This window comes from Helicobacter vulpis (assembly GCF_003660395.1).
Classification (GTDB): Bacteria; Campylobacterota; Campylobacteria; order Campylobacterales; family Helicobacteraceae; genus Helicobacter; species Helicobacter vulpis.
On record NZ_QXQT01000008.1, the window covers coordinates 1 to 19,045 of the forward strand.

Annotated in this window: 18 protein-coding genes; 5 read left to right on the forward strand and 13 right to left on the reverse strand. The window is 48.9% G+C overall.

Going from position 1 to position 19,045, the window contains the following annotated elements; translation table 11 throughout:
• Positions 1–663: tetratricopeptide repeat protein (locus EAO38_RS03765; protein WP_162982669.1), on the forward strand; the 663-nt coding region annotated here is incomplete at its 5' end.
• An 11-nt stretch (positions 664–674) separates the two neighbouring features.
• Here the strand turns inward: EAO38_RS03765 and EAO38_RS03770 are convergent.
• Positions 675–1,412: a hypothetical protein gene (locus EAO38_RS03770; protein ID WP_162982670.1), complete on the reverse strand. Its 738-nt coding sequence runs from the start codon at positions 1,410–1,412 to the stop codon at positions 675–677.
• Between the two features lie 79 nt (positions 1,413–1,491).
• On the reverse strand, positions 1,492–3,354 hold the full coding sequence (htpG, locus tag EAO38_RS03775) for a molecular chaperone HtpG (protein WP_121021260.1): 1,863 nt from the start codon (positions 3,352–3,354) through the stop codon (positions 1,492–1,494).
• Between the two features lie 95 nt (positions 3,355–3,449).
• On the opposite strand from htpG, the gene purN reads away from it, so the two are divergent.
• Together purN and EAO38_RS03785 are read left to right on the forward strand one after the other, a co-directional pair.
• On the forward strand, positions 3,450–4,073 hold the full coding sequence (gene purN, locus EAO38_RS03780) for a phosphoribosylglycinamide formyltransferase (protein ID WP_235852506.1): 624 nt from the start codon (positions 3,450–3,452) through the stop codon (positions 4,071–4,073).
• Complete coding sequence (locus EAO38_RS03785; RefSeq protein WP_121021264.1) at positions 4,070–5,233, forward strand: cation:proton antiporter; 1,164 nt, start codon at positions 4,070–4,072, stop codon at positions 5,231–5,233. Before purN ends, EAO38_RS03785 begins: the two co-directional genes overlap by 4 nt.
• A gap of 19 nt (positions 5,234–5,252) precedes the next feature.
• On the opposite strand, the gene EAO38_RS03790 is transcribed toward EAO38_RS03785, so the two are convergent.
• Entirely contained in the window at positions 5,253–6,014 is a 762-nt protein-coding gene (locus tag EAO38_RS03790) for an outer membrane protein (protein WP_121021266.1), read from the reverse strand.
• A 155-nt stretch (positions 6,015–6,169) separates the two neighbouring features.
• Here EAO38_RS03790 and uvrA point away from each other — a divergent pair, with 155 nt between their 5' ends.
• Entirely contained in the window at positions 6,170–8,965 is a 2,796-nt protein-coding gene (gene uvrA, locus EAO38_RS03795) for an excinuclease ABC subunit UvrA (RefSeq protein WP_121021268.1), read from the forward strand.
• Here the strand turns inward: uvrA and EAO38_RS03800 are convergent, their stop codons facing one another.
• The 8 genes from EAO38_RS03800 to EAO38_RS03835 are packed head-to-tail and all read right to left on the reverse strand — an operon-like array spanning position 8,966 to position 15,895.
• Complete coding sequence (locus EAO38_RS03800) at positions 8,966–9,577, reverse strand: MotE family protein (protein ID WP_121021270.1); 612 nt, start codon at positions 9,575–9,577, stop codon at positions 8,966–8,968.
• The gene (locus EAO38_RS03805) at positions 9,570–9,998 is read right to left on the reverse strand and encodes a flagellar export protein FliJ (protein ID WP_121021272.1); all 429 of its coding nucleotides are present in this window, start codon (positions 9,996–9,998) and stop codon (positions 9,570–9,572) included. The genes EAO38_RS03800 and EAO38_RS03805 overlap by 8 nt, the downstream gene beginning before the upstream one ends.
• Positions 9,995–11,206 (reverse strand): adenylosuccinate synthase, encoded by a 1,212-nt coding sequence (locus EAO38_RS03810; protein ID WP_121021274.1) that lies wholly within the window; start codon positions 11,204–11,206, stop codon positions 9,995–9,997. The genes EAO38_RS03805 and EAO38_RS03810 overlap by 4 nt, the downstream gene beginning before the upstream one ends.
• A 9-nt stretch (positions 11,207–11,215) precedes the next feature.
• Positions 11,216–12,151, reverse strand: a complete 936-nt coding sequence (locus tag EAO38_RS03815; RefSeq protein ID WP_121021276.1) for a ribose-phosphate pyrophosphokinase — start codon at positions 12,149–12,151, stop codon at positions 11,216–11,218.
• The gene (locus tag EAO38_RS03820; RefSeq protein ID WP_121021278.1) at positions 12,148–12,654 is read right to left on the reverse strand and encodes an HIT family protein; all 507 of its coding nucleotides are present in this window, start codon (positions 12,652–12,654) and stop codon (positions 12,148–12,150) included. Before EAO38_RS03820 ends, EAO38_RS03815 begins: the two co-directional genes overlap by 4 nt.
• Positions 12,655–12,663: 9 nt before the next feature.
• Positions 12,664–14,127 (reverse strand): Mur ligase family protein, encoded by a 1,464-nt coding sequence (locus tag EAO38_RS03825; protein WP_121021280.1) that lies wholly within the window; start codon positions 14,125–14,127, stop codon positions 12,664–12,666.
• Positions 14,128–14,129: 2 nt separating this feature from the next.
• Positions 14,130–14,858, reverse strand: coding sequence for an alpha/beta fold hydrolase (locus EAO38_RS03830; protein WP_121021282.1), 729 nt, complete (start codon positions 14,856–14,858; stop codon positions 14,130–14,132).
• Positions 14,858–15,895, reverse strand: coding sequence for a D-alanine--D-alanine ligase (locus tag EAO38_RS03835; RefSeq protein ID WP_121021284.1), 1,038 nt, complete (start codon positions 15,893–15,895; stop codon positions 14,858–14,860). Before EAO38_RS03835 ends, EAO38_RS03830 begins: the two co-directional genes overlap by 1 nt.
• A gap of 136 nt (positions 15,896–16,031) precedes the next feature.
• On the opposite strand from EAO38_RS03835, the gene prmC reads away from it, so the two are divergent.
• Positions 16,032–16,865, forward strand: a complete 834-nt coding sequence (gene prmC, locus EAO38_RS03840) for a peptide chain release factor N(5)-glutamine methyltransferase (RefSeq protein WP_121021286.1) — start codon at positions 16,032–16,034, stop codon at positions 16,863–16,865.
• Here prmC and nspC read toward each other — a convergent pair.
• Together nspC and EAO38_RS03850 are read right to left on the reverse strand one after the other, a co-directional pair.
• Positions 16,862–18,067, reverse strand: coding sequence for a carboxynorspermidine decarboxylase (nspC, locus tag EAO38_RS03845; protein WP_121021287.1), 1,206 nt, complete (start codon positions 18,065–18,067; stop codon positions 16,862–16,864). The genes prmC and nspC overlap by 4 nt on opposite strands.
• The gene (locus EAO38_RS03850) at positions 18,067–19,038 is read right to left on the reverse strand and encodes a chemotaxis protein (protein ID WP_121021289.1); all 972 of its coding nucleotides are present in this window, start codon (positions 19,036–19,038) and stop codon (positions 18,067–18,069) included. Before EAO38_RS03850 ends, nspC begins: the two co-directional genes overlap by 1 nt.
• Positions 19,039–19,045: the final 7 nt, after the last annotated feature.

Sequence of the window (19,045 nt, forward strand, 5' to 3'; positions counted from 1 at the left end):
CTAGAAAAAGCGGGGGCAAAGGGGGATAGCCAAGCCTATAATGAGCTGGGATTGATTTATCAAGATGAGAGCAGCAATCTTAGCACGGGGACTATCCTAAATGATATTGGTTGCTGTAAGGCAACCTGTAAGGCAACCCAAGAAAATAGGGATAAAGCGATGGAGTATTTTAAAAAGGCGGCAGCTGTGGGGAATGCCAATGCCTATGTTAATATGGGAAAGTATTGCGAGTCTGAGTGCGCGCCTGAAGAGTATTTTAAAAAGGCAGGGGAGTTAGGGGACGCACAGGGGTATATCAAGTTGGCACAAATGGAGGGGACACTGCTTAGCAAGAGCATAGAGTATTTAAAAGCGGCGGGAGATTTGGGAGATGAGGATGGTTATAGCATGCTTGGCGATATTTATTTTTATGGCGGTTGGGGAAAGGATGAAAATGACCCTAGTGCTGCCCATATCCCACGCGATTATAAAAGAGCAGCACATTACTACAAAAAATGCGCAGACATGGGGAATGGCTATTGTTATCTATCTTTATCAGACATGTACAAAAAAGGCTTAGGGGTGCAAAAAGATCGTAAAAAAGCACGGGCATACGCCAACCATGGGAATGCCATTTTGTGTGATATGGGATCAGACAGTGCTTGTGAGGGGGATGAGGAGTAGTTGCTTTTACCTCAATCGCTCTTCCACTCCGGATGCCGCTTTTGGAGGGTTTCTAAAAGCGTTTTTGCGCTGTAAGGGCAGATGTGGAGGTTGGGGGTGGTTTTGCTATTAAAATACTCAAGAGATTTGTATGCATCTGCATATTTGCCATTAGCATCCACGGCATAAGTGGCTGTGTTGTCATCTAAGAACTTGAGCCGTTCGATCCAACCACTATAACTAGGATGCTTTTCATCATCATAATCACCATACCAAATACGCAAGCGTTGCGATTGTTGTAAATCGCCCTTTAAATCACTCAAATCCTCAAAGAGAGTGGCAAGCACTATGGTAAAGACATCATTCTTGAGTTTCACATCAATCACGCGGTCAAGCTCTGTAGCCTCTTTGTTATCAGCTCCTTGTATACCTCTCAATAGAGTGGGTTTGTAATAGAGGAAATACTCTGGATACTCCATTTCCTGACTGTAGTTAGGGCTTAACTCCAAAAGCTTCTGGCAATTCTTAGGGTTGTAGACAAAAACCTTATCCCAAAAAGAACGCCCCTTAGAGTCCTTTAAGTCCGTATTGACTTTTAACACTCTAGAGTCAGAAATATCCCCTTGAGTGATCACAAAAGTCGCCTCTCCGGGTACTTGAGGCAGAATGCGATAAGACCCATCGCTGAGGCTTTCTTTTGGCGCGCAATTTGCCACGCTCAACAAAAAAAGACAGGCCAAGAAAAACCCCACAAAACCCCTCATCTTCACAAACACCTCTCTAGGGACTTTAGCGCAAAAATACCAACACAAACAAGTTTTAAGGCCTGTTCTTTAAAACCTCCAGCGGTTAAAAGGCGCGTAAAATCGTGTTGTGGAGTCGTTGGTTGAAGTCTTTGGCGTTTTTGAGCGCGCCCTTTTCTAGCAGATGTGCGCTCTCAAAGAGTAAGTGCGCCACATCAGAAAGCACGGCTTTATCCTCTATGCTTTTGAGTTTTTGCACGATCGCGTGGTTGATATTGAGTTCTAAAGTCTTAGGCTTATTAGGCACTTCCTGACCCATTTGGCGCATCAAATTTGCCATCATGACATCTTGGGCATCGCCCACTAACGCCACCACAGAGCTTAGGTCTTTAGAAAGGGCAACATCCTTGATCTCGTCTTTAAGGGCTTCTTTGAAGGCTTCTATCAGCGCGCTAAACTCTTGTTTTTCCGTTTCACTCACTTCCTGCAAATCCAATTCTTTGAGGGTCTCTAGCGCGCTGGCATCCTTGAGGGGGGTTTTGTCGTATTCTTGCACACCCGGGATCACAAAAGCATCCACTTCATCGCCCATTAAAAGTACCTCAAACCCCTTTTGGGCGTATTTTTCTAGCAAGGGCGCGCCCTTGAGTAAATCGAGGTTTTCACCCATCATGTAGTAAATACTCTTTTGGGTTGCGGGCATATTGGCTTTATACTCTTTGAGGGAGAGAAAATCCGCGCCCTTAGAGCTCTCAAAACGCAATAGCTCTAAGAGTTTTTCTTTATTTTCAAAATCACTATGTAAGCCCTCTTTGAGCACCTTGCCAAATTGGGCATAAAATTTCTTATAGGTCTGCGTGTCCTGACTCAGAGTGGCGATTTCGCTCAAAATCTTCTTGGTGGACGCGCTCTTGATGGTGGCTAGGATTTTGGTTTGCTGTAAAATTTCGCGACTCACATTCAAGGGCAAATCTTCGCTATCAATAATTCCGCGCACAAAGCGCAAATACTGAGGCAGGAGCTCCTTATCATTGTCAGTGATGAAAACGCGCTTGACATAGAGTTTTAGCCCGGATTGGTAATCCACGCGGAACAAATCAAAGGGCGCGTTGCTGGGGATATAAAATAAGGTGCTGTATTCTAAAGTGCCCTCTGCTTTGTTGTGTATCCATGTCAGGGGCGCGCTATTGTCATGGGCAAAACTCTTATAAAACTCCTCATAGTCCTCCTTCTTGAGTTCTGCCTTATTCATGCGCCAAATCGCGCGCGCGCTGTTAATTTGGGTGCATTTCTCCTCTTGGACCTCTTTTTTCTCCTCACCCTCTCCCTCGCTCTTGCTTTCCGTATAAGTTAGAAAAATGGGGAAGGGGATGTGTTCAGAATATTTTTTGATGATGTTTTCAATTTCCCAGCGGTTGGCAAATCTTTGCGCTTCCTCTTTGAGATAGAGCGTGATAGTTGTTCCAAAACTCTCCTTGACACAGGGGCTAATTTCATATTCCCCCTTCCCATCGCTCATCCACGCATAAGCCTGTGTCTCTAGGGGCTTTTTACTTTGCACGACCACTTTGTGCGCAGCCATAAAGCTAGAATAGAATCCCACTCCAAATTGCCCAATGAGCGCGCTATCCTTTTTCTGATCCCCACTCAATTGGGCTAAGAAGCTTTTTGTACCCGATTGGGCGATTGTACCCAGATTGGCGATGAGCTCCTCTTCATTCATGCCAATGCCATTGTCTGCAATGGTGATGGTCTTTTGGGTGGAATCAAAGCTCAGGTGAATTTGTGGGGTGAAGTCTAGCTGCTTGTACGCGTCATTGCTGATGACTAGGTAATTGAGTTTGTCCAACGCGTCAGAGGCGTTAGAGACTAGTTCGCGTAGGAAAATTTCGGGGTTGGAATACAAAGAGTGGATCATCAGATCTAAGAGTTGGGTGATCTCTGTTTGGAAAGTGTGTTTTTGTCCCATTGAAAAACTCCAAAGATTTAATAGTGTAGCGCGCGATTATAACATAAAACCCATCTAAAAAACATGCTAAAATACCCCTTTATCAAGGAATGGTGATGTTAGAGAGTTTTTTAGAGAGCTTGCCTTCCTCTATACTGCGCTTGGGGATTTTATTCAGCGCTCAGGGTTCTAACATGCAGGCTCTCATAGAGAGTTTGCACCAGCGCACTTTCTTGGGCACAAAGCCCATCCTCATAGAAGTGGCCTTGTGCTTGAGCAATAGGACTGAAGCTCCCGGGATTGCGCGCTGTGCCAAGTTGGGCGTGCCCTGTCAAGTGGTAGAACCTGCCAATTACCCCACACCCCTAGACTTTGATCGCGCCTTGATCGAATATTTGAGCTTGGCGCGTTGCCATCTTGTCTTGCTAGCAGGCTACATGCGCTTGGTAACTCCTTTGTTTTTAGAGCATTTTCCCACTTTGAATATCCACCCCTCCATGCTCCCCCACTTCAAGGGCAAGGACGCGTTGCGCGCCAGTTTTGAAGCCAAGCAACACACGGGGGTGAGTGTGCATGTCGTGACTGCCCAGCTAGATAGCGGCCCGCTCATCGCCCAACAAGCCCTAGAAGTCCAACCCCAAGAGAGTCTGCAGAGTTTCACCCAGCGCATCCACGCCCTAGAACACCAGCTCTACCCCAAGGCCCTTTTGCAAGTACTAGGGCTCAAGAGTTTCTCTTGAGTGATTTTCTCATTTTAGCCATTATCACCCCCCTGGTGGTGCTAGCTCCCTATGTGAGCAAGATCACTAAAATGCCCGTAGCCGTGTTAGAGATTCTCTTTGGAGCGTTGGGGGTGTATGTGGGGCTATTTGCCCCTGGTCCCGGGTTTGATTTGATGGCAGAAGTGGGCTTTTTGTTCTTGATGTTTCTATGCGGCATGGAGGTGGACCTTTACATGTTCAAACACCTCAACCACGCCCTACTCAAACGCATTTTACTCTATTTTGGGGTTCTCTACGCCCTTTCTTCGACGATCACCTTGAGCGCTAAACTCCCCGCACTCTACATCATTGTCCTGCCCATTGTGAGTTTGGGGATGATCATGACCTTGGTGCGCGACTATGGCAAAGAGGTGCCCTGGTTGGACCTAGCGCTCAAAGTGGGGGTACTAGGCGAACTCACTAGCATTGTCTTGTTGGTGATTGTAGATGGGATCTATTTGCATGGGATCAGCTTAGAATTGAGCAAAACCCTGGGGATTTTACTGGCCTTTATGGTGGCCATTGTGAGTTTGGTGCAATTATTTAAGATCTTATTCTGGTGGTTTCCGCGCTTGAAACTCTTCATCATGCCCCCCACCAACGAATCCAATCAGGACATTCGCTTCACGATCATGCTTTTTTTCGGGCTGGTGGTCATTGTGGGCTGGCTCAAGCTAGAGCTTGTGTTGGGGGCGTTCTTGGCAGGCACCATTGTTTCTACCTTTTTCCCCCATAAACACGAATTGTTCAACAAGCTAAACGATGTGGGTTTTGGCTTCTTTGTACCCCTCTTCTTTGTGCATGTGGGATCAACTTTAGATTTAAAATTGGTCATCAGCAATCCCATGCTCATCTCTCATGCCTGCGCGACCGTGTGCGCGATGTTGGCGTTGCATTTGAGCGCGAGCTTCACATTATTTGGGAGATATTTCCGCAGTTCTTTGCACACCGGGCTATTTGCCCTGAGCGCATCCATGCCCCTAACCTTTTTGATCACTGCGGCCAGTGTGGGCTTAAGAGTGGGGGCAATCGATCAAAACACCTATTATTCTCTTGTGATTGCGGCGATTTTTGAGGGCATGCTTTTCACCAGTACGATCAAGTTCTTCATGCGCACCGCACAAAAACGCCAAAATTAAACCCCCCTCCTTTTAAGTACTAGAAGCTATAGAGATAGGCGACATACACAGAGTAGTCGCGTTTGAGATCGTAACGCCATCGTTGTGCGTGCAAGAACTTGTTCACCAACAAGGGGACCTTAACCCCTAGCTCCACCCCATTGTGTTTATAAAGATTGGTGCGCAAGCCCAAATCCAACCATACTTGAAAGCTCACAGGCGAGAATGTGGGGTTAGAGCCTGATAGATTCTTGAGCGTCTGTTTCCAATAGTTAGTCGCCGAGCTCGTCCAGCTATTCCCCCCGATAGCCACCCCCGCAAAAAGCCCCACACTCGCATTCGTCTTATCAATGAAGTTGCCCAGCGCATCGACACCCACCCCCCAAGCGGTCATGTTGAGGCGGATATCTTGGGCGTAGCCATTGACAAATTGTGAAGCGATCTGGGGCCCTAAATTGGCATGCCCGAAATTAAAAAAGCCATAATAGCGCAAGCCCGCCCATTTGGTCTTGGCATTGTGGGGTTTGAAGAAAAACTTCTGTCCGACTTGGATTCCAAAGCCATTGAGCGCGCCATTGTCGTACTTGGCATGCCAACTCACATTCGTGCCCTGCCAGTTGTTGTAGTTAGGGCCCGTGCCGGGCGGGTAAAGTGCCCCATCCTTCCACTGGCTATAAACATCGGTATACGCCCTCGCTTGACCGATTTGGTAATCTGCCCCCAGGTAAACGCCATTTTCTTCGGCTAAAAGCCCACTCACCGATCCTAAAACTAGAGAGATACCCAAGCAAAGCCGCTTCATTACCATCCTTTAACTATAAAAAAAATTCAATGTGAAAGCAATAATAGCATGTTTAAACTCAGAAAACAAGATTTTCATCTTTTTTTTTATGCTTAACCTCCCACCTGTGCAAATCTAGTATAATACCCCCGCAAAATTCACCATAAGAGCGCACCTTGCCAAACCATATTACTATCTACGGGGCTAGAGAACACAATCTAAAAAATATCACCCTCACTCTGCCTAAAAACCGCTTCATTGTGTTTACGGGTTTGAGCGGTTCGGGGAAGTCCTCTCTAGCCTTTGACACCCTTTATGCCGAAGGGCAACGGCGTTATTTAGAATCCCTCTCTAGTTACGCGCGCCAGTTTTTAGACCGCGTGGGCAAGCCTGCCGTGGACAAGATCGAGGGCTTAACCCCCGCCATCGCCATCGATCAAAAGACCACCAGCAAAAACCCGCGCTCCACCGTGGGCACTATCACCGAAATTTATGATTATTTGCGCCTTTTGTACGCGCGTGTGGGGACGCAACATTGCCATTTATGCGGCGCGTCCATCGCCTCTATGAGCGCGAGCGACATCATCGCCCAAGTGATGCGCGATTTTCAGGGGCGCACAATCTTAATCCTAGCCCCCCTTGTGCGCGACAAAAAGGGGAGCTTTAAAGAAAAACTCCAAGCCCTGCGTTTAAAGGGCTTTGTGCGCGCCCAAATTGATGGGGTGTTGGTGCGCCTAGATGAACAAATTGCCTTGTCTAAAACCAAAAAACACACCCTAAAACTTGTGCTCGATCGCCTATTAGCCCAAGCAGACAACCATGCGCGCTTGGCAAGCGGTGTTGAAAAAGCCTTGGCGGAGAGCTATGGCGAAGTGGAGATTGTGGATGTGCAGAGTCAAAAAAGCGCGCATTACAGCGAACACTTGGCATGCTTTGCCTGCAAGGTGAGTTTTGAGCCCCTAGAACCCTTGAGCTTTTCTTTCAACTCCCCTAAGGGGGCGTGTGAGGCGTGCGCGGGGTTGGGGAGCAAGCTGAGTTTGGACATCCATAAAATTTTAGAGCCCAACGCCCCCCTAGCCCAAGCCAAAGCTATTTTCAGCTACCCGCATAGCTATTATCGGGCGTTCTTTGAGGGCTTTTGCCAAAGCAATGGGATTGACATGCGCTTGAGTTTTAACGCGCTCAGTTCTGCCCAGCAAAAAGCCCTTTTGTATGGCAATGCCAAAGAAGTGTGCTTCACATGGAAACAAGAGAGTTTGCAGCGTCCATGGAGGGGCGTGGTGCAGATGGCTTATGAGGCGATCAAGGACGCGCGCGATTTGCAAAATTATATGCACGAAAAGCCATGCCCTACATGTCAGGGGCATCGCCTTAAGGGCGCGTCTTTGGGGGTGAAAGTGGCTAATTTGGGGATCGCCCAGCTTTTAGAGATGCCCATTGATGCCGTGCACGCCTTTTTTAACAACCCCGATCACTTTGCCCACCTAAGCCCCCAACACGCCCGCATTGCCGCGCCCATTTTAAAAGAGATTGCACAACGACTCTCTTTCTTGGTGTCTGTGGGGTTGGGGTATCTGACTTTAGGGCGCGATGCTAGAAGCATTAGCGGGGGGGAGAGTCAACGAATCCGCATCGCTAGCCAGATAGGGAGCGGGCTAACCGGGGTACTCTATGTGCTAGATGAGCCTAGTATCGGCTTGCATGAGCGCGACACGCTCAAATTGATAGAAACTCTGCAACATCTGCAACAAAAGGGCAATACCCTCATTGTGGTCGAGCATGACAGAGAAACCATCAAACAAGCCGATTTCATCGTAGACATCGGACCTAAGGCGGGCAAATACGGCGGGGAGGTGATCTTTAGTGGCAGTGTTTCAGCCCTCTTAAAAAGCGCGCACTCCACCGCGCTTTATTTGAGTGGGCGCAAAATGATCCAACGCCCCCCCATTAGCACCCCTCCTACCCGGTTTTTAGAACTCCAGCAAGTGCATATCCACAATATTCATAATTTGAGCGTACAAATCCCCTTGGGGTGTTTTGTGTGTGTCAGCGGGGTGAGTGGGAGTGGCAAGAGCTCGCTCATTTTGCAAACCCTATTGCCTATGGCACAGAGCGCACTCAACCACGCTAGGCTATCTAGCCCAGCTCAAGGTGTTATCCGGGGCTTAGAGCATTTGGACAAGGTGATTTATCTCGATCAAGCCCCCATTGGCAAGACCCCGCGATCCAATCCGGCCACCTATACGGGCGTGATGGATGAAATTCGCCTCCTCTTTGCCCAAAGCAAGGAGGCACAGGTTTTGGGCTATAGCGCGAGTCGCTTTAGCTTCAATGTGAAGGGGGGGCGTTGTGAAAAATGCCATGGGGAGGGGGATATTAAGATTGAAATGCATTTTCTGCCCGATGTGATGGTGCGTTGCGATAGCTGTAAGGGGAGTAAATACAACGCCCAAACTCTAGCCATCACCATTAAGGGCAAATCGATCGCCGATGTGCTCAACATGAGCGTAGAAGAAGCCCTAGAGTTCTTTGCCAAAATCCCTAAAATCGCCTCTAAACTGCAAACCCTAGCGGCGGTGGGTTTGGGCTATATCACCTTAGGGCAGAGCGCGACCACTTTGAGCGGGGGCGAAGCCCAGCGCATCAAGCTGGCTAAAGAATTGAGTCGCAAAGACACGGGCAAGACACTTTATATCTTAGATGAACCCACCACCGGGTTGCATTTTGAAGATGTGCAATTATTGCTCAATGTCTTGCATTCTCTGGTAGAGTTGGGCAATTCTATGCTGGTGATCGAACACAATCTAGACATCATCAAGAACGCCGATCATGTCATTGACATGGGTCCAGAGGGAGGGGGCGGGGGGGGGCGTGTTATCGCACAGGGCACACCCCTAGAAGTGGCTAAAACGCACACCCAAACAGGCAGCTATACGGGCAAATTCCTAGCTAGAGAATTGGGGCTAAAGTAGCTATTCCTCATCTTCAGATTTTTTAGGCGGGGGGGGTGGGGGCTTGGGGGGGTCTTTAAAGGGCGGGCCTTTTTGCAACATCTCTGTGAGCATCGCGGCCTTAGCGGGGTCCATCTTGGCTAGAATCTTGCCCATGTCTTTGGCCTCTAGGGTGGAGAGGATTTGAGCGGCTTGGCTGGGGCGGAGGTCTTGCAAAATGGGGGCGGCTTTGGAGTCCTTCATCTTGGCATAGGTGCTAGAAAGCTTGCTTTGGCTGGCGGTTTTGATCTCCTTTAATAACTCCTCATTCTTGGCGATCAAAGCTTTGAGCTTTTTTTCGCTCTCTTCTTGGGCTTGTTTGAAATGGGCTTGCTTGTCTTCTAGCTCTTTGAGCTTGACTCCTAACGCCTTTTCGCGCTCCACCACCTTAGCGCTGCGTTGATCGAGCAGGCTTTGGGTTTGATTCTGCAAGGATTGCAAAGTGAGCGCGCGCTCTTGCAATCTCTGTAATTGCGCGTCTATCTCAGCCTTGCGGGATTCAAAAATGGCGTTGCATTGCAAGAATTGCTCTGAGGGGGTTTCTTTGGCATGCAAGAGAAGGGCACACAACGCCCACACATAAAACCTAACCATGCGCATTTCTTTGTTTTTGGATAAAAACGCTTGTACCAATTGCGTCCATTTCTTGATGTTCGCGCTTTTTGAGCGCTTCTAGCGCTTTTTGCGTCTCTAAAGTTTCTAAATAGGCGATTTTTTCGTATTCAATACTGGCTTGTTTGTAGGCCTCCTGCAAACGCGCCTCCTCTTGTTCTAGCTGGGCGATTTGGGCCTGCGTCTGGGCGAGCGCGTAGCGGTAGTTGTGCTTGAGCGCGTTGAGTTGGGCAAAGCCGCTCATACCCCCCTGTGAGGGCACGCTCAAATCGTATAATTGCGCGCTAAGGGCGTGCAACTCCTGCTCTTGATAGGCGATTTGGGCTCGATTGGTCGCAAGGGCTATTTCAGCGCGTTGCACGGCTTGGTACTTGATTTGACGCAGGGCTTTAAACTGACTCATCGCAAAATCATTTCTTCGCGCTTGGGGCTGGTGGAGATGGCGCGGATATTCACCCCTACCAACTCCTCTAGCGCGTTGATGTAGATTTGGGCGGTTTTGGGGAGATTGGCAAAGGCGCGCGCATGCGCGCTGCATTTCCAACCCTCAAAACTTTTGTAAATGGGTTGAATATCCTGCAAAGAATCGGGCATGTGCTTTAACACCTCTCCCCCTCTGCTATAGCCCACGCACACCAAGATCTCTTCTAGGCCGTCCAACACATCTAATTTCATCAAGGCCAATTGTGTACACCCATTCAAACGGCAGGCATAGCGCACCGCAATCGCATCAAAATACCCACAACGGCGCGCGCGCTGGGTGGTTGTGCCAAATTCATGCCCTCTTTGGCGCAACCACTCCCCAATAACCCCCTTTTCTTCACTAGGAAAGGGGCCATTGCCCACGCGCGTGCAATACGCCTTAGCCACGCCAATCACTTCTTTAATGTCCTTCACACTGAGCCCACTCCCGCTACACGCTCCCGCGCTAATCGTGTTGGAACTGGTTACAAAGGGATAGGTACCAAAATCCACATCTAACATACTCCCCTGTGCGCCCTCTAGCAAAATGCGCTTGCCCTTTTGGGTCTCCTCCCAAAGCATGCTAGTTGTGTCAGCGACATAGGGGAGAATTTGGGGGGCATAGGTGTCTAAATAGTCAGTAAGCGTGCGCATTTGCATTTTTATACGCATGTGGGCTAAATTCTGCGCGATTTTTTCTTTGAGCAAATGGGGGTGGCGCAGATCCCCCACGCGCAGACCCACCCGCCCGATCTTGTCTTGATAAGCCGGCCCAATCCCCTTACGAGTTGTGCCAATCGCGCTTTTGGCTTCTTGATCGCTTTCTAAAATTTGGTGGTAGGGCAAGATCAAATGGGCGCGTTCGCTCACAAAAAGCCTCCCCTTGAGATCGCCAAAAAGCGCGATCTCTTGGGCGAGCGCGTCCAGCGCGACCACCATGCCATTGGCGATAATGTTTTGACACTGAGGGTAGAGCACCCCTGAGGGGATGAGGTGCAAGGCATAGGTGCGATCAGAAGCCACAATGGTGTGCCCGGCATTGTGCCCGCCTTGAAAGCGCACCACAAAATCGTAATCTTGCGCCAAGCGATCCACGATCTTCCCCTTGCCCTCATCTCCCCATTGCACCCCCACAACTACATCTGCCATACACTTCCCCTACACAAATAGCGATTGCACGCTTTCATTATGGTACACCCGGCGAATCACCTCTGCAAACAAAGGCGCCACACTCAAGATAGTGATCTTGGGGTGGGGGCCTTTGAGCGGGATCGAATTGCTCACCACCACCTCATCTAATTCACTCTCTTTAATGCGCTTGATGGCATTCCCGCTCAAGACCGCATGCGTACCTAGCGCCATCACCGAATGCGCCCCCTTAGCCTTGAGCATGGCAGCGGCCTTGCAGATGGTCCCGGCCGTGTCCACCATGTCGTCCACCAAGATTACATCGCGCCCGCGCACCTCCCCGATGATATTCATCACTTCGGACTCGTTGGCCCGTTCGCGCCGTTTGTCTACAATGACCAAGTCCATGCCAATCTGGCTAGCAAAATAACGCGCCCGCGCCACTCCCCCAATGTCCGGGCTGGCCACCACCGGGTTTTTAAAATCCTTGAAACAAATATAATCTCTAAAAACAATCGATCCGTAAAGATTGTCCACAGGGATATTAAAAAAACCCTGGATTTGCCCGGCGTGCAAATCCATAGTGATCACGCGATCGATGCACACACTCTGCATGAGATCGGCGACTAATTTCGCGCTAATGGGCACTCTGGGGGCGGCCTTGCGATCCTGTCTAGCGTAGCCAAAATAGGGCACTACAGCGGTGATCGAATTGGCCGAAGAGCGGCGCAGAGCATCCACCATCACCAACAACTCCATCAAATTGTCATTGACCGGCGCGCAAGTGGGTTGTACAATGTACACATCGCGCCCGCGCACCGATTCGCTGATTTGTACATTGATCTCCCCATCGCTAAAACGCCCCAAGACCACTTTAGAGAGCCCCACATTGAGATGTTTGGCCACTTCTTTGCCAAAGCTAGGGTGCGCGCTCCCGCTAAAAATTTTAAAGCTCCGCGTCTTCATGCCCGTTCCTCATCTGGAGTGAAATAAGACCCCCCCTTTTCTTTGAGTTCTTGATAAATGGCTTCAAAATCCACGCCATAAACGCGCGTGTCCCCGATCACACTGATAAAATTCGTGTCCTTGTAAAAGCGGGGTACTAAATGCCCGTGCAAATGCGCGCTCACCCCCGCCCCGCCCGCGTCCTTGAGATTAAAGCCCACATTGATCCCATCGGCTCCAAAGGCATAGAGAAGTTGCACGCCCTCATAGATGCGTTTTTGCAGGTGTTGCCAATCCTGCAAACTCAAAAGCTCTGGGCTGTCTACATGCTGGTGGGGGATCACCATGAAATGCCCGGGATTGTAAGGGTAGCGATTCATCACCACGAAAACCCGCGCATCGCGATATAAAACATGGTTGCTCGCATCTAAATGGGCAGCTTGGCTAATGGCACAGAACACACAGCCTTGCATGTCCTCGCCTTGTAGGTAAGGGCTTCTCCATGGCGCATAAAGTCGGTGCATGGCATTCCTTTAGATGTAGTTGGGCGCGTCATTGGCAAATAAAATCAAATCTTTGGCCTGTGTGGTGCTTTGCAACACCGCTTCTAATTGACTCTTATCTTTAAGAAAAATCCGCTGGGGTTTGTGGATCGCTTGGGCTAGGGTGGTGGCGTTGAGTTCGCCCGTGATAATGGCGATGTCAAAAACCCTGTCAATGGCTTGGGCTAGGGTGGTGTTGGATTCTACATCGCTCTCCACCAAGCCCGGGGTTACGATGATCTTGCGCCCGGCATACAAACTACACAGCCGCACCCCCTCTAACATGCCCTTTAAATTGCCATTAAAGCCATCGTCAATGATGATTTTGTCATTCAAATGCAGGACATGCAGGCGATGGGGGACGGGGTTGAGTTTGGCCACTAGGCGTTGCAACTGCGCGATGGGGATTCCAAAATGAAAGCCCACCATGATCGCTAGAGCGAGATTTTCCACATTGAACGCCCCTAGAATCTTGGTTTCAAAACGCACCCATTGATCCTCTAGCCAGAGTTCAAAACGCGTGCCCTCCAAAGTGGCTTGTACATTTCTGGTTTTCTCCGGATAAAAGGTGATCTTATCTTGAACGCCCTGACAAAGGGGCTCTAACACTTCGCTTTTGTAGCAAAAAGCGCGCTCCAAACGCGGCGAGTCAAGCAATTCTGCCTTAGTTTTGGCGACATTTTCCAAGGTTTTGAAATACTCAATGTGTTGTTTGCCCACTTCGGTGATCACGGCATAATGGTGTTTTAAAAGCGCGCTAATGGCCTTAATATCCCCGGGTTGGCGCGCGCCCGCCTCAGCGATGTAGAGCGTGGCGTTTTCCCCTAAATTTTGATTGATGTCTCGACTCAAGCCCAATAAGGTGTTCACACTCCCAGAGGCGCTATAGGCAATGTATTTACCTTGCAAGATTTGATAGAGATAGTTCTTAATGCTCGTCTTGCCAAAACTCCCGGTAATGGCGATGATCTTTAAATGAGGCAAGCGCGCCAGCTTATCCTTAGCCAAGCGTACATAACCTTGTGCGCAACTCTTTTCAAAGCCCCAAGAAGCACCATGGGTTAGGGCAATGAGCAAGAGATAACGCCAAAAGGAAATCTCCCCTAGCGCGCGTACCAGCCACGCATCCACCAGTAAAAACAGCCACAAGAGCAGAAAGAAGCGCACCACGCGCGGAGTGAAGACTAACTTTTTATCCAAATGCCCCGCCCATAACACCAGCCAAGGGATTTGTACCCCACCCACAAAGACATAAAAGAGAATCTCTAGGTGCTTGGCATGGGTGAAGGCAAAGATTCCCAAAGGCAAGATCACATGGTAAACATGCCATCGCTTTTTGTGGTGCTTGGTGAACACGCGCGCAAAGCTGTAATGATACCATTGTAACAAGGTCATCAAGTAGTAATTCAGCCCCAGCATAAAGATCCATACCGCGCTTAATTCTAAAATCCCCATGCTCATTCCTGCTGGCCGTTGCCAAAGTGTTCCGCACAATACGCTTGTACTCGCGCGCCCTGCTTTAAAAAGAAGTAATGATCCCCTTGCAAGACTATGAAGCGGTTCTTGGGGATCAAGCTTGCGATTTGTTGTCCCGCTCTTAGGGGGGTGGTGCTGTCCTGTTCCCCCCATAAAATCAAGGTGTTCTTAGTGCATGCTCGAAAATGCGCGCTAAAATCCTCTTGAACTGTGTATTTGAAAGTCTCATACATCGCCGGGTTTAAACCCTGCGCGTCCGCACTCCTGAGCGCGCGATTGCTCACCCCCAGTGCCCTTAAACCCTTAGCAATTTGGATTTTCAAACGCGTTTTAAAAGACTTGGGTAGGACAATCCCCGCGCTGCTCAACAGCACCAAATTGGGGCTTTTGGCTAAAGTGGCGACCTTACCTCCAAAACTATGCCCAATCACTAAATCAGGAATGATCTCTAGGGAGTGGAAAAACGCGTCTACGACTTGGGCATAATCTTGGGGGGTTAAAAAGGTTTCATTGGGACTCTTACCAAAACCAGGCAAGTCTAGATAGAAGTGTTGGTAGTGCGTAAAACACGCCTTGAAGGCCTGTTGCATCAACTCTTTGCAACTCCCCCAACCATGCAAAAACGCCACGCTTTTGGGCGCACCAGCATGGAGTCGATCGTAGGCAATCTCAAATGCGCGCCCTTGATACACCACTCTACGTCTAGCCATCACTTATGTTTTTGGATTTGGTTAATGTAGTGGTAGGTGATGGGGATGGGCGCGCGCTTGGGCAGGAGGATATTCTCAAGTACATTTGTAAAATCCTCAAAGAGATAATGCGCTAGGCTCCCGGGGATGGGGTTGATTTCATTTAAAAAGATTGTGTCTTCGAGTACAAAGAAATCACAACGGATAATCGCCCCAATGAAAAAGGGCGCGTATATCCGCTTGAAAAGCGCGCGCATTTGTTCTTCTAACACCGCGCTAATTTGTGCCCTGGCGACCTTTTGCGTGCGCCCAAAATCTAAATACTTCTCTTCAAAACCCAAGAGTTCTTTTTTCTTGGGTTCTTCTACAATGGAAAAGAGATAATCCCCATTCTCGACCATGCAACCTGCTAGATTATACTCCTTAACCCCTGCTTTGAAGGGCTCCACGATCACTTGGCTATCGAATTCAAAGGTTTCATCTAGGGCGTAATCCACATCCTTAGTCTCTTTGACGATCCTAATGCCAATAGAACTCCCCAAACGGTTGGGTTTAGCGATGAGAGGAAAGTCTAGCGCGCCAAGTGGGGCACTCTCATGCCTGTCTAAAAACACATAGGGCAAGACTTGAATCCCCCTCTCTTGGGCAAAGGCCTTAGTGAGATACTTGCTATAACTCAACACACATGCCTCCACCCTAGGGCCAATAAAGGGCACTTCAAAGAAGTCCAGTAGGGACGCTAATAAACCATCCTCTCCATCGCCTCCATGCACGAGATTGATAAGCGTGGAAAAGGCCACCTGCTTGCCCCCCCCTAGGAGCCCTTGTGTGTAAAAACCGCGGGGCTTTAAAATAAGTTTAGGACACTTCTTGTACTGGTTATTGGCAAAGAAATTAGAGCGCATGTCCTTTGTGGGAATGAGATAAAAATGGCGCGCCCCATCTAAGAAGATAAAATGCCCGATCTGTGTGCCCAAGACTTCCTTGAGGGCGATGGCGCTCACAATACTGATTTCATGTTCGTAGCTCTGTCCCCCAAATAAGACCCCATAGACCACTCTCATCCTTTTACCTACTTAAAACAATGCGCGCATTATAGCCAAAACCCTGTTAAGATTGCCTGCAAGCGCGCTAGCATTTTAAAGGTTTTTTAGGATAGAATGCCCCTTTGCAAACTCCATTTTAAGTTATGAAATGCAAACCAATATCTCCAAAGCACTTTATGAAGCAAAGAAATTTCTCAAAGATAAGGGCGTGCGCACTGCGCTTGAATCTGAAGTACTCTTAGCCCATTTGCTGGGTGTGGATCGCGTGTACCTGCACATGCATGCCCAAGAAGAATTAGATGATTTTGCTGTGGATCGTTTCATGCGCATGGTTAAGGCGCGCGCTAAGGGCAAACCCATTGAATACATCACTCGCGAAGTGAGTTTTTACAGCCGTCTATTTTTCGTGGACGAACGGGTGTTGATCCCCAGGCCAGAGACCGAACTCCTAGTACACCAAGCTTCTGAAATCATTCAAGAATATGGAATTAGAAATGTGATTGATGTAGGGATAGGAAGCGGGGTCGTGGGGGTGAGTTTAGCCTTGCAACACCCTAAGATTCACGTTATGGGGACGGATATTTCTATGGACGCTCTAGAAGTGGCTAGTATCAACATCACCACTTTTAGCCTGCAATCGCGCGTCTCTTTGATGCACACCTCACTCATACAGGGCGTGGATATTCCTGCGCGCACTTTGGTGGTGAGCAACCCTCCTTATATCCCCCTAGATTATCCCCTTGAGGACTCGGTGCGCTATGAGCCTGAAATCGCGCTCTATGGGGGTGAGCAGGGCGATGAGATCATCAAGGTTTTGATTGATGAGGCTTCTGAAAAACGCGTAAAATACCTCATCTGCGAAATGGGCGCAGACCAAAGGGCTTCTTTAAGTGAGCATTTGGAATTAAGGGGGTATCGAGGAGTGTTCTACACCGATTACGCCAAATTAGACCGCGGCTTTGTGGCCACCCTTAGAAATTAATTGCGTCCCTTGTAATGTGTGTAGTCAAAGCTTTTGAGCAAAGTGAATTTGTCATGGGCTAGCATACCCAAAGCGGGCAGAGCGATGCCATTGAAGGTATTGTTTTTGACGATTGTGTAATGTAGCATGTCTTTGAAGACAATTTGATCGCCCACTTGCAAGGGGGTATCAAAGCAATAGGGCCCGATAAAATCCCCAGCCAAACAGCTCGCCCCCCCTAGAAAATAGCTAAATTCCCCCGTCTGCTTGCCCTCAAAGACATTCCCATCCCCAGCCACTTTAAAAATTTCCGGCTTATAGGGCATTTCCAAACAATCGGGCATGTGGTTGGTGATACTCACATCTAAGATGGCAATTTGCCCCTCATTTTCTACAATGTCCACCACACTAGAAAGCAAGAACCCGGCTTGCCAACCCACTGCCTCTCCGGGCTCACAAAAGATGTCTTGTAGATCCGGATAGGTCTTTCTCAAGCCCTGCACTGCCTCCACTAAAATATTCAAGGCGTAACCCTCCTTGCTGATATGCTGCCCCCCGCCCATGTTCAGCCATTCCATTTGGGCTAGAGTGCTCCCAAAATGCGCGCTGACATGCGCTAGGGTTTCTTGGAGCGCGGGCGCGTCCTGCTCGCAATGGGTATGAAAATGCAAGCCACTCACCCCCTCCAAACCATAGCGCGCCACGCCCTCTTTAAAGGCTTGAGGCGTGATACCCAAACGGCTATGCGGGGCGCAGGGGTTGTAAATTAGGGGTTGCACTTGGCTATAAAGGGGGTTGACACGCAAGCCGATCTTAATGGGCGAAAGCCCCAATTTGCGCAATTTTTGATTCTTCTCAAACACCCTGTCTCTATAGGTATGGTATTGGGCAAAAGAATTGAAGATAATATGCGTGGCGATGGGCAAAATTTGGGCGATGTCGCTGGGTTTAAAAGCCGGGCTAAAGACGCAGATTTCCTTACCGCTCTCTCGAGAGCCAAATTCTTCATAGGCCAACAAAGCCTCATGCACCCCGCTTGCACAACAGCCATGCAAACTCGCACGCACCCATTCAAAACTGCGCCAAAAGGCAAACCCCTTGAGCGCGAGCACGATCTTAACCCCGGCTTCTTTTTGCGCTCTCTCCAAAATGGCAAGATTGTGTTGTAATTTAGAGAGCTCCAACACATAGCAGGGCGAAGGGATGGCGCGGTAGTCTAACATCAGGCACTTTTGACGGGTAAGAACTGCTTGATGATACGCTCCACATCTAGAGGGTTGGATTTAGAGATAAAATCATCGGCATGCAAAGATCGCGCCATCTCCTCATTGCTGCTCCCACTCATAGATGAATTGACCACGATGGGAATCTTGGAGGTGATTGCATCTAATTTCACGCGCTTGATCACCTCAAACCCGCTAGCCTCCGGCATTTCTAGGTCCGTGATGATGAGCCCGATGTCCTCCACAACGGTCTCCTTATCAAAGAGATAATTCAAGAGTTGTTGTCCATTGATAAAATCTAGATGTTTGATGCCCAATTTGTCCAAGATCACCTGCATGGTTTTGAGCACGCTAGGCGAATCATCGGCAAACAAGACGATCTTATCGCTATAGAGCTTGGAGAGTCGGCTCAATTCCTCATGGCTCTCCTCTTCAATCCAAGGGAAGACATCAGTGAGCATTTTTTCAATGTCCACCACCTGCACCAGCCGCCCATCAAAATAGCGCGTGCGGCTCACTAATTTAGAATTGCCCGTATTACCCCCCACGCCCGCGCTCTGCTCGATTTCCGTCCATTTCTTGTTTAAAATGCGATCAGCCTCATAAATGCGCACCCCAATGGTCCAACGCGAAAACTCGCAAATCATAATGATGTCGTCCTCATTGGGTTCTTTTTCAATCCTAAAGGGGCGCAGATCCTTTTGCTTGTTATTGCTGTCGTAGTAAAACCACTTTTTCATGTCAATGAGCGGAATGGTGAGTTCGCGAATGATGATGAGTCCCTCCACTAAGGAGTTGGGTTCATGGCTAATCATGGTGAGAGTCCCATCATACTTCACCACTTCGCGGATTTTGAAGACATTCACGGCATAAAGGTCTTTGTTCTTGCCTAATCTAAAACACAAGAGTTGTAATTCGTTATTGCGGTGTAGGTTGGTAACCTGATCAATGTGGGCAAGATTATTGGCCATGCGCTTT

What these genes read in the sequence shown, in the direction of transcription:
- prmC (WP_121021286.1), top strand. Translation starts at nt 16,032, where the DNA reads ATGCAAACCAATATCTCCAAAGCACTTTATGAAGCAAAGAAATTTCTC.
- EAO38_RS03815 (WP_121021276.1), bottom strand. Translation starts at nt 12,151, where the DNA reads ATGAAGACGCGGAGCTTTAAAATTTTTAGCGGGAGCGCGCACCCTAGC.
- EAO38_RS03800 (WP_121021270.1), bottom strand. Translation starts at nt 9,577, where the DNA reads ATGGTTAGGTTTTATGTGTGGGCGTTGTGTGCCCTTCTCTTGCATGCC.
- EAO38_RS03820 (WP_121021278.1), bottom strand. Translation starts at nt 12,654, where the DNA reads ATGCACCGACTTTATGCGCCATGGAGAAGCCCTTACCTACAAGGCGAG.
- EAO38_RS03850 (WP_121021289.1), bottom strand. Translation starts at nt 19,038, where the DNA reads ATGGCCAATAATCTTGCCCACATTGATCAGGTTACCAACCTACACCGC.
- purN (WP_235852506.1), top strand. Translation starts at nt 3,450, where the DNA reads ATGTTAGAGAGTTTTTTAGAGAGCTTGCCTTCCTCTATACTGCGCTTG.
- EAO38_RS03810 (WP_121021274.1), bottom strand. Translation starts at nt 11,206, where the DNA reads ATGGCAGATGTAGTTGTGGGGGTGCAATGGGGAGATGAGGGCAAGGGG.
- EAO38_RS03825 (WP_121021280.1), bottom strand. Translation starts at nt 14,127, where the DNA reads ATGGGGATTTTAGAATTAAGCGCGGTATGGATCTTTATGCTGGGGCTG.
- htpG (WP_121021260.1), bottom strand. Translation starts at nt 3,354, where the DNA reads ATGGGACAAAAACACACTTTCCAAACAGAGATCACCCAACTCTTAGAT.
- EAO38_RS03790 (WP_121021266.1), bottom strand. Translation starts at nt 6,014, where the DNA reads ATGAAGCGGCTTTGCTTGGGTATCTCTCTAGTTTTAGGATCGGTGAGT.
- nspC (WP_121021287.1), bottom strand. Translation starts at nt 18,067, where the DNA reads ATGTTAGACTACCGCGCCATCCCTTCGCCCTGCTATGTGTTGGAGCTC.
- EAO38_RS03805 (WP_121021272.1), bottom strand. Translation starts at nt 9,998, where the DNA reads ATGAGTCAGTTTAAAGCCCTGCGTCAAATCAAGTACCAAGCCGTGCAA.
- EAO38_RS03830 (WP_121021282.1), bottom strand. Translation starts at nt 14,858, where the DNA reads ATGGCTAGACGTAGAGTGGTGTATCAAGGGCGCGCATTTGAGATTGCC.